Annotated in this window: 9 protein-coding genes; 4 read left to right on the plus strand and 5 right to left on the minus strand. The window is 39.5% G+C overall.

Translation table 11 applies throughout. From position 1 onward, the window contains the following. From BSCG_RS00270 to BSCG_RS00260, 3 genes are all read left to right on the plus strand, one after another. A partial coding sequence (locus BSCG_RS00270) for an ATP-binding protein (RefSeq protein WP_032849918.1) occupies positions 1-831 on the plus strand: 831 nt, incomplete at its 5' end. Between the two features lie 26 nt (positions 832-857). Beyond that, on the plus strand, positions 858-1,373 hold the full coding sequence (locus BSCG_RS00265; protein ID WP_008777640.1) for a hypothetical protein: 516 nt from the start codon (positions 858-860) through the stop codon (positions 1,371-1,373). A 1,032-nt stretch (positions 1,374-2,405) separates the two neighbouring features. Beyond that, a complete protein-coding gene (locus tag BSCG_RS00260) occupies positions 2,406-2,711 on the plus strand; it encodes a hypothetical protein (RefSeq protein ID WP_005783170.1) in 306 nt (101 codons plus the stop codon). 82 nt (positions 2,712-2,793) lie between these two features. On the opposite strand, the gene BSCG_RS00255 is transcribed toward BSCG_RS00260, so the two are convergent. From BSCG_RS00255 to BSCG_RS00245, 5 genes are all read right to left on the minus strand, one after another. Then, entirely contained in the window at positions 2,794-3,237 is a 444-nt protein-coding gene (locus tag BSCG_RS00255) for a hypothetical protein (protein ID WP_008777643.1), read from the minus strand. Between the two features lie 103 nt (positions 3,238-3,340). After that, a complete protein-coding gene (locus BSCG_RS30735; RefSeq protein ID WP_008777644.1) occupies positions 3,341-3,901 on the minus strand; it encodes a hypothetical protein in 561 nt (186 codons plus the stop codon). A 78-nt stretch (positions 3,902-3,979) separates the two neighbouring features. Further along, positions 3,980-4,147 carry a hypothetical protein gene (locus tag BSCG_RS30210; RefSeq protein WP_008777645.1) on the minus strand — a complete coding sequence of 56 codons (168 nt, stop codon included), beginning with the start codon at positions 4,145-4,147 and terminating at the stop codon, positions 3,980-3,982. An 8-nt stretch (positions 4,148-4,155) separates the two neighbouring features. Further along, the gene (locus tag BSCG_RS00250; protein ID WP_008777646.1) at positions 4,156-5,163 is read right to left on the minus strand and encodes a replication initiation protein; all 1,008 of its coding nucleotides are present in this window, start codon (positions 5,161-5,163) and stop codon (positions 4,156-4,158) included. A 492-nt stretch (positions 5,164-5,655) separates the two neighbouring features. Further along, complete coding sequence (locus BSCG_RS00245; protein WP_008777647.1) at positions 5,656-5,943, minus strand: hypothetical protein; 288 nt, start codon at positions 5,941-5,943, stop codon at positions 5,656-5,658. 155 nt (positions 5,944-6,098) lie between these two features. Between BSCG_RS00245 and BSCG_RS00240 the strand changes: the two genes are divergently transcribed. Next, positions 6,099-6,389, plus strand: a 291-nt coding sequence (locus tag BSCG_RS00240) for an AAA family ATPase (RefSeq protein ID WP_008777648.1), incomplete at its 3' end; no start/stop codon positions are given.

Raw genomic sequence — 6,389 nt, forward strand, 5'->3', positions numbered from 1 at the left:
AAGTTGGAAACACAAGTGGTTGTTACAGGTTCTTCATCGCTCGATATGGCAGACGAGATAAACGAGCCGGCGACTGGGCGACTTATCGAGTACAACCTGTTCCCATTCTCGCTGCCGGAACTCGCTTTGTACAGTTCGGAAAGGGAGGAAAACAGATTGTTGGAAAACCGGATGATTTATGGGCTTTATCCGGAGGTCGTAACGGAGCCGGGTGATGCGAAACGCACGTTGATGACACTTACCAATAATTACCTTTACAAAGATTTGTTTGCTTACAAGGGCATAAAGAAACCGGAACTGATCCAAAAGCTGGTAAGGGCATTGGCTTTACAGTTGGGCAGCGAAGTTTCTTATAATGAGCTAAGCAACCTGTTGGGGGTTGATCGAGGTACGGTTGAAACGTATATAAATCTGTTGGAGAAGTGCTTCGTTGTTTTCCGTTTGGACTCTTTCAGCCGGAATCTTAGGAATGAGATAAAGAAGGGCAAGAAGGTCTATTTCTATGATAATGGGGTGAGAAATGCCGTCCTTTCCAATTTCGCTCCGTTGGAGCTAAGGAATGATGTCGGTGCGTTATGGGAAAACCTCATGGTGAGTGAACGTGTGAAACGAAACGCCTATTCCGGCAACTATGCGCAACTGTTCTTTTGGCGTACCCATGAGCAGCAGGAAATCGACTTGATTGAGGAACAGGACGGTATGTTGCATACATTCGAGTTCAAATGGAACGGAAAGGCAAGGAGCAGCCAGCCGAAAGTATTTGCCAGTTCTTATCCAAGTTCGACTTATGAAGTCATTACACCGGAAAATTATTGGGCGTTCTTGAAATAGGGAAATAACTAAAAATATGATGTTCAATGAAAAGAAAACGTGACCGTTCCGAATCGGGACAACTCAGAAACAAAATCAACCGATGGGTTCGATTTCTGTCAAAAGAAAGGGACTGGGATTATGTCTTCATGCTTGAGATGGAGTACATGAAACTCCGTCAGATGGAAGAATACTTTAAGGAAATGGATACCTTTGTGGGCATCGAATACGTAAGACGGGATTTGAGGATATGCCTCCGGCTGTTGGATATAGTCATGGAAAGGGATGATCTGGATATAAAGCGGAGTCCGCTTAAATTCGTGCCGTTCAAGGGTGATAACGGTCGTAAAATGTACAAACTTGAGGGCGCATCCGAAATAATTTCATACAAAAAGCTGTATATCAATACAAGAAACGCCGCCCGTTTTATTGAATTTGACTTTACAAGTCCGAATGTGGATGAATCCTCGGAAATAAGCTATAAGGAAAGTCTTCGTTTGCATAAGGCTTGGCATCTGTATAATCTCATCCGAACTTACAGGATGTTCGCATGGTGGGATTAAGTCTTTTGTATCTCTAATGATTTACTAATTGATATGCAAAACTATCATTTGTATTGCATAATGATAGTTTTATAGATTACAATTATTTGTGCTATTATTGGCAGGTTTTTAACCTGTAAACGAAGTAAGCAAGCAGTCATTGGACTAAGTCCAATGCTGAATTTTTATATGGTTGATTTTTAATAGATTAGAATCATGTATGTATGCAAAAAGTATACTTTTGGTATACTGATTTTTTGTAAGTGACTGTATTATTGTTTATTATGGTTGTTTTTTCGGTATGCAAAGACCTATGCACTTCTTTTTCTAATGATATGCAAGGTATGTTTTTGTACGTACAAAAACGTTAGGGAAACATTTATATCAGTGTCTATTTGTCGGAGGTCTTGCATCTATCCGGCTTGCCGGTTCCTGTATGCCGGGGTATTAGGCTCCCCATACTTTGTTGTGCGTTTTTTCTATTTTCCGGCACGAAGGTAGCTACGCACGTCGCATTTGTAAAGGGGCGTTTCACTCTCCGGGTAAAAAATCTCCTGTGCTCGCTTCGCTCGTGCGGTATTTTTTACCCTTCGCCCTTGACAAATACTCTGTGCTTCGCTGGCAGGTGTTTAGGAAAAAAGAAAAAAAATGTTGTTCTTTGGCGGGGTGTCCGTTTTGTCATTCTGTTACCGGGATTTGTCCGCATGGTGGGAGATCCGCCCCGATCAGCCGGACACGCAATATCATTTTGTCATTGCCGACAGCTCCTTTTTTGGGTGTTCCGTGCGTATATCGCTATCATTTTGAAATTTTGAGATATGCAAAAGCCTTGAAGCCCCCAGAGAAAACCCCGCCGGAGGCAATTATAGAAAGTCTGTGTATCGTTTCCACAAAATGTGGAAATGATACACAGATAACAGTTCTTCAATAAATATATGTGTTTTTTTGTATACTTTTGATTATCAGGTATATATGACTTGTTTATTTGTTTGGCACAATGTTTGTTCTTTGTCTTTCAGAAACCATATGTTAAATATTTAAATAGATTGGATTATGAAAAAGGTATTATTTGCAGTAGCACTTGTTATGGGATTGGGTAGTTCAGTGGCATTCGCCGGCAACATGGTATCGGATGTTGAGATTGTGGTAATGGTGAACGATTATAAGCCAATCGAGGTAAAGGATCTGCCGCAGGCGGTTCAGGACACGATCAAGAAGGATTTCGCAGACCTGACAATCAAGGAAGCCGCAGTTGAGGAAAGCGAGGAAGGCACAAAGACCTACAAGGTGACATTTACCGATGCAGAAGGCACGGACAGCGAAGTGTTCTTCAACGAGAAGGGCGAAGTCCTGAAATAAAGCAAATGAACAGCAAAAAGAGAATTCAATTAAACTGTGTCAGCAAAATTAATATTTTATTGCTTTGCTGACACAGTTTGTTTTACAGCCCCTCCGGTTCCGGTGACTTGTAAGGCTTGAAAGCAACCCGAACCTCCTTATGCTCATCGATGACGAAAGTCTGCTCCGGCTCCACAGAACGAATAATGACGCCATTGACTTTCCAATACATGATTGTCCATGATTTGGAATGGGTAGCACGAAAATGCACCGTTGTGCCTTTCGCTATTTCAGCCGGAGAGATCAATTCTCCTATCTTTTCCGCAGCCGTATTTTCCAACTCCGGTTTAGCCGAAAGCTGACCTTCACCCTGATCCACACCAAATGCCAGCACTACTTTTTCCACTGCGGGAGGAAGAGGAGGATCTTCATCATTGTCACAAGAAACCGCAAATAGCGTAAGCCCATACAACAAAACAACGACAAAAGAGAGATAACCGATCTGTCTCATTAAGCCGGTTTCTCTTTTTTCCATAGCAGTTTTCATAAGCTTATTTTTTGTTTACGACCGCATAAAGATAACAATTTGTTGGCTAAAAGGGTTTATGAACCTTTTATTTTTTTTGCCTTATTATCTTAAAATTCAGTGTTTATGAAATACCAAGTTCTTTTAGAACATCCTCGTTTGCAGACGAGAAAAAGCCTTTACAGTGTCTTAACTCTGTTTTCGCTTTTTCCAAGAGTTCGCCTTGTTTTTTAAGTGTTTCTAAAAGGGCATAGTTTTGTTTATCCCGGTCATAATATTTCCGTTCCCATTCTACCCTCTCTTTTATAATCATTGTTTTATCTTCGCTAAGGGAATCAAGTTTCTCTTGGTATTTCCCTATAAGGTGCTCCAATTCGGCTACTCTGTTGGTCGTTTTTTGCAGTATATCCGGCGCAGGGAGTTGTGCCTGTTTCTGCGAGTTTATAAATTCGCTCATCAGCTTACAAAGCACATCCACTTGGTTACGTTCTCTTTCCACTTCAGCCGGAACAGGAAGAGAAGGGGTTACTTCAGTATCATAAATATCGAAATCGTTCTTTTGCAAGAAACGCCATGCCCTTTCAACCCATTCCCCGACAGGCTGCCCCGCTTTACGGCAATATATTTTTATATCTTCAAGCACGTTTTTAGGCACTCTGATAGTGCTTGTTTGTATATCGCTCATATGCTTATTTGTTAATTTGTTACATGCAAAAATATAAAGAATATATTTAGCTATCTACAAAATATACAAAAAATATATTTATCTCTTCCTGTCAATATCAAAGCGTAAAGCCTTGATGTTGCTTTCGGTAGTCCATACGGCTATTTTTCGCCCGTCAATTTCAACGGTAACACGCATATAATCGTTACCTTGGGGTTGTTCCTTTTCCTGTGAAACTTCCACAACCTTAACTTTTAGTTCTTCCATATTCTTACTTATTTGATTTTAAATTCTTCACGTAACATTTTTAATAGTGCATTTTGGGCGTGTATCCTTGATTGTACCCCACTGCACACTCTATCATCATAATAACAACATCTTTCGTAAACCTCTTTTAATCGCCCTAAATCACTGATCTTATCCACGGCTTTTTGCGCTTTGTCATCGGTAGGGTTATTCATGGCATTAGATACCCACCGATAAACAAAAGAGTATTGTTCAAACTGTTCTCCACCCGCTTCACGTGGATGCAGCGTATTAATGGTAAATATGATTGTGTCGGCTTTGGGTTTACGCCCCTTTATAGGGTATTTGCAAATCAATTCGTAATCAAACCAAACATCAGAACCACTTTCTTTTATTCTCTCTTGTGCAGGTCTTAAAATTTTCCGGTCTATATCATTATTAGAGTGCTTTTCTGGTATTTCTAAGTCTTTTCTGAATTGAGATATAGCGTAGTAATATTCTCTTCTATCTCGTTGGCTGCAAATGATTTTATAAATCCGTTTTGTGTAGTTACCCCGAAGTCCGAGTGCAAGACCTTTAGAGTATCGAGTTCCGCCGACACCTACACCATAATAAATCAGAAAAGGGATAGCCCAAGGATTAAGATTTACCATGATTTGGTTAGTCCCTTTTATATTGTGTATGTTGGTAATGACAGAACCGCCTGTTGTTTCTATCTCTTTTTTCATTTTGGGATGAAGCCAACGGAACGAGAATCTTTTATTAAGCATATCAATAGCTTCTTTTAGCACTTTATTTTTATTGTTCTTTCCCCCCGCTTCATCGCACATGATAACTACATAAGGCTGATTAAACAAATCTCGTGGAAGTTCTTCTTCTCTTGTCATGTGCTTTTGTATTTTATCACCGATAAGGGTTAAGAGGTTTTCTTGCCACTCTGATACGTTATACTGCCCAAAAGTCACGTTATTAGGCTGTATCAACATAATTTCTTCTTCGGTGGGTGGATCAAATGCTATGATTTCTTTCTTTGCCATACGCTTGATTTTTTAGGTTACGAAGCAAATATAAGCATAAAAACCGACTAATAAAAACTAAAGTCGTAAAAAGTTGTCGGTTTTAGTAATTTGGTCGGCTTTTGTGCTTGTTATTTTAGTAATTTGGTCGGCTTTTGTAGCTTTATTTTAGTAATTTGGTCGGCTTTTACCCTGTTTTCTGATTTTTATTGTATTGTATGTCAGTTCATTACAGCTTAAAAAAGGCGTTCTTACAAGAATTCTTCAAAGACATTTCTAACAAGAAAGGGAATTTTAGGCAAATTGAAGGGAAAAGCGTACAAATTACTAAAAGCGTATGAGGGTGGAACAATAGGAAAAGAGAATAGGAGAAAAAGCCAAGCGCAGCGGGGAAAAGGACGGAATTTTCCGGCGTGTTAAAAAATGTATTGTTATATATATTTTTGTAAATTATTAGTCTGGGCGATTTGTATGTCTTTTTGTTATAACTATTTGTTATAAAGCCGTTTTGTGCTATAAATGTTGTTCTTGTCTAAGTTCATCTAACAAGGCTTCTGCCGATTTGAGTTGTATTTTTCCGTCCATGTGGTCTTTAACCTGTTGCAAAGCTCCTTTGAACTCTTCCATTATATCCCTTTTATGCCTCTTGCATTCTTCCGGCTGGATGATTTTGAACTGTCCATCTTGATAGTTGACCGCACTGCAAATCTTTCCGTCATGGTCGCAAATGGTATCATAACCGCCAAGTGTTTCACTTAGCCATAGCATACCGCAGGAGCATTGTGTCTTTATTGTTCCCATAATTATATATTTTTTATTGGTTGTTTGTAGCAAAGATAATGTTTTTTTGCGGTTGTATTCTATAATTTCGGCTAAATTTTGCGGTTGTATTCTATAATTTCGGCTAAATTTTGCGGTTGCAAATCCTTTTTTTGTATCTTTGCAAGAAAACAGGTATGATAAATCGTATAATAAAGGGTTCTATTTTAAGCGATTACAAACGTAGAAAGGTAATCGTTTTACTTGGTGCGAGGCAGGTCGGTAAGACTACGCTTCTTTCTGAACTTTGCGAGGGGAAAGACAGGGTACTTTCATTGAATTGTGACAATGTGGATGATGTGTTGGCTTTGGAGGGAAAGACTACCACCGAGCTAAGGCAGCTTTTATCGTCTTATGAGCTTGTTTTTATAGATGAAGCGCAACGGGTGAAGAATGTCGGGCTGACATTGAAAATGATTGGGGATTTG

Origin of the sequence: Bacteroides sp. 2_2_4 (genome assembly GCF_000157055.1) — a bacterium.
Taxonomy (GTDB): Bacteria; Bacteroidota; Bacteroidia; order Bacteroidales; family Bacteroidaceae; genus Bacteroides; species Bacteroides ovatus.

Bases quoted from the DNA above. Each gene is read 5' to 3' on its own strand.
- BSCG_RS00265 (WP_008777640.1), top strand. From the start codon at position 858: ATGAAAAGAAAACGTGACCGTTCCGAATCGGGACAACTCAGAAACAAA.
- BSCG_RS00260 (WP_005783170.1), top strand. From the start codon at position 2,406: ATGAAAAAGGTATTATTTGCAGTAGCACTTGTTATGGGATTGGGTAGT.
- BSCG_RS00255 (WP_008777643.1), bottom strand. From the start codon at position 3,237: ATGAAAACTGCTATGGAAAAAAGAGAAACCGGCTTAATGAGACAGATC.
- BSCG_RS30735 (WP_008777644.1), bottom strand. From the start codon at position 3,901: ATGAGCGATATACAAACAAGCACTATCAGAGTGCCTAAAAACGTGCTT.
- BSCG_RS30210 (WP_008777645.1), bottom strand. From the start codon at position 4,147: ATGGAAGAACTAAAAGTTAAGGTTGTGGAAGTTTCACAGGAAAAGGAA.
- BSCG_RS00250 (WP_008777646.1), bottom strand. From the start codon at position 5,163: ATGGCAAAGAAAGAAATCATAGCATTTGATCCACCCACCGAAGAAGAA.
- BSCG_RS00245 (WP_008777647.1), bottom strand. From the start codon at position 5,943: ATGGGAACAATAAAGACACAATGCTCCTGCGGTATGCTATGGCTAAGT.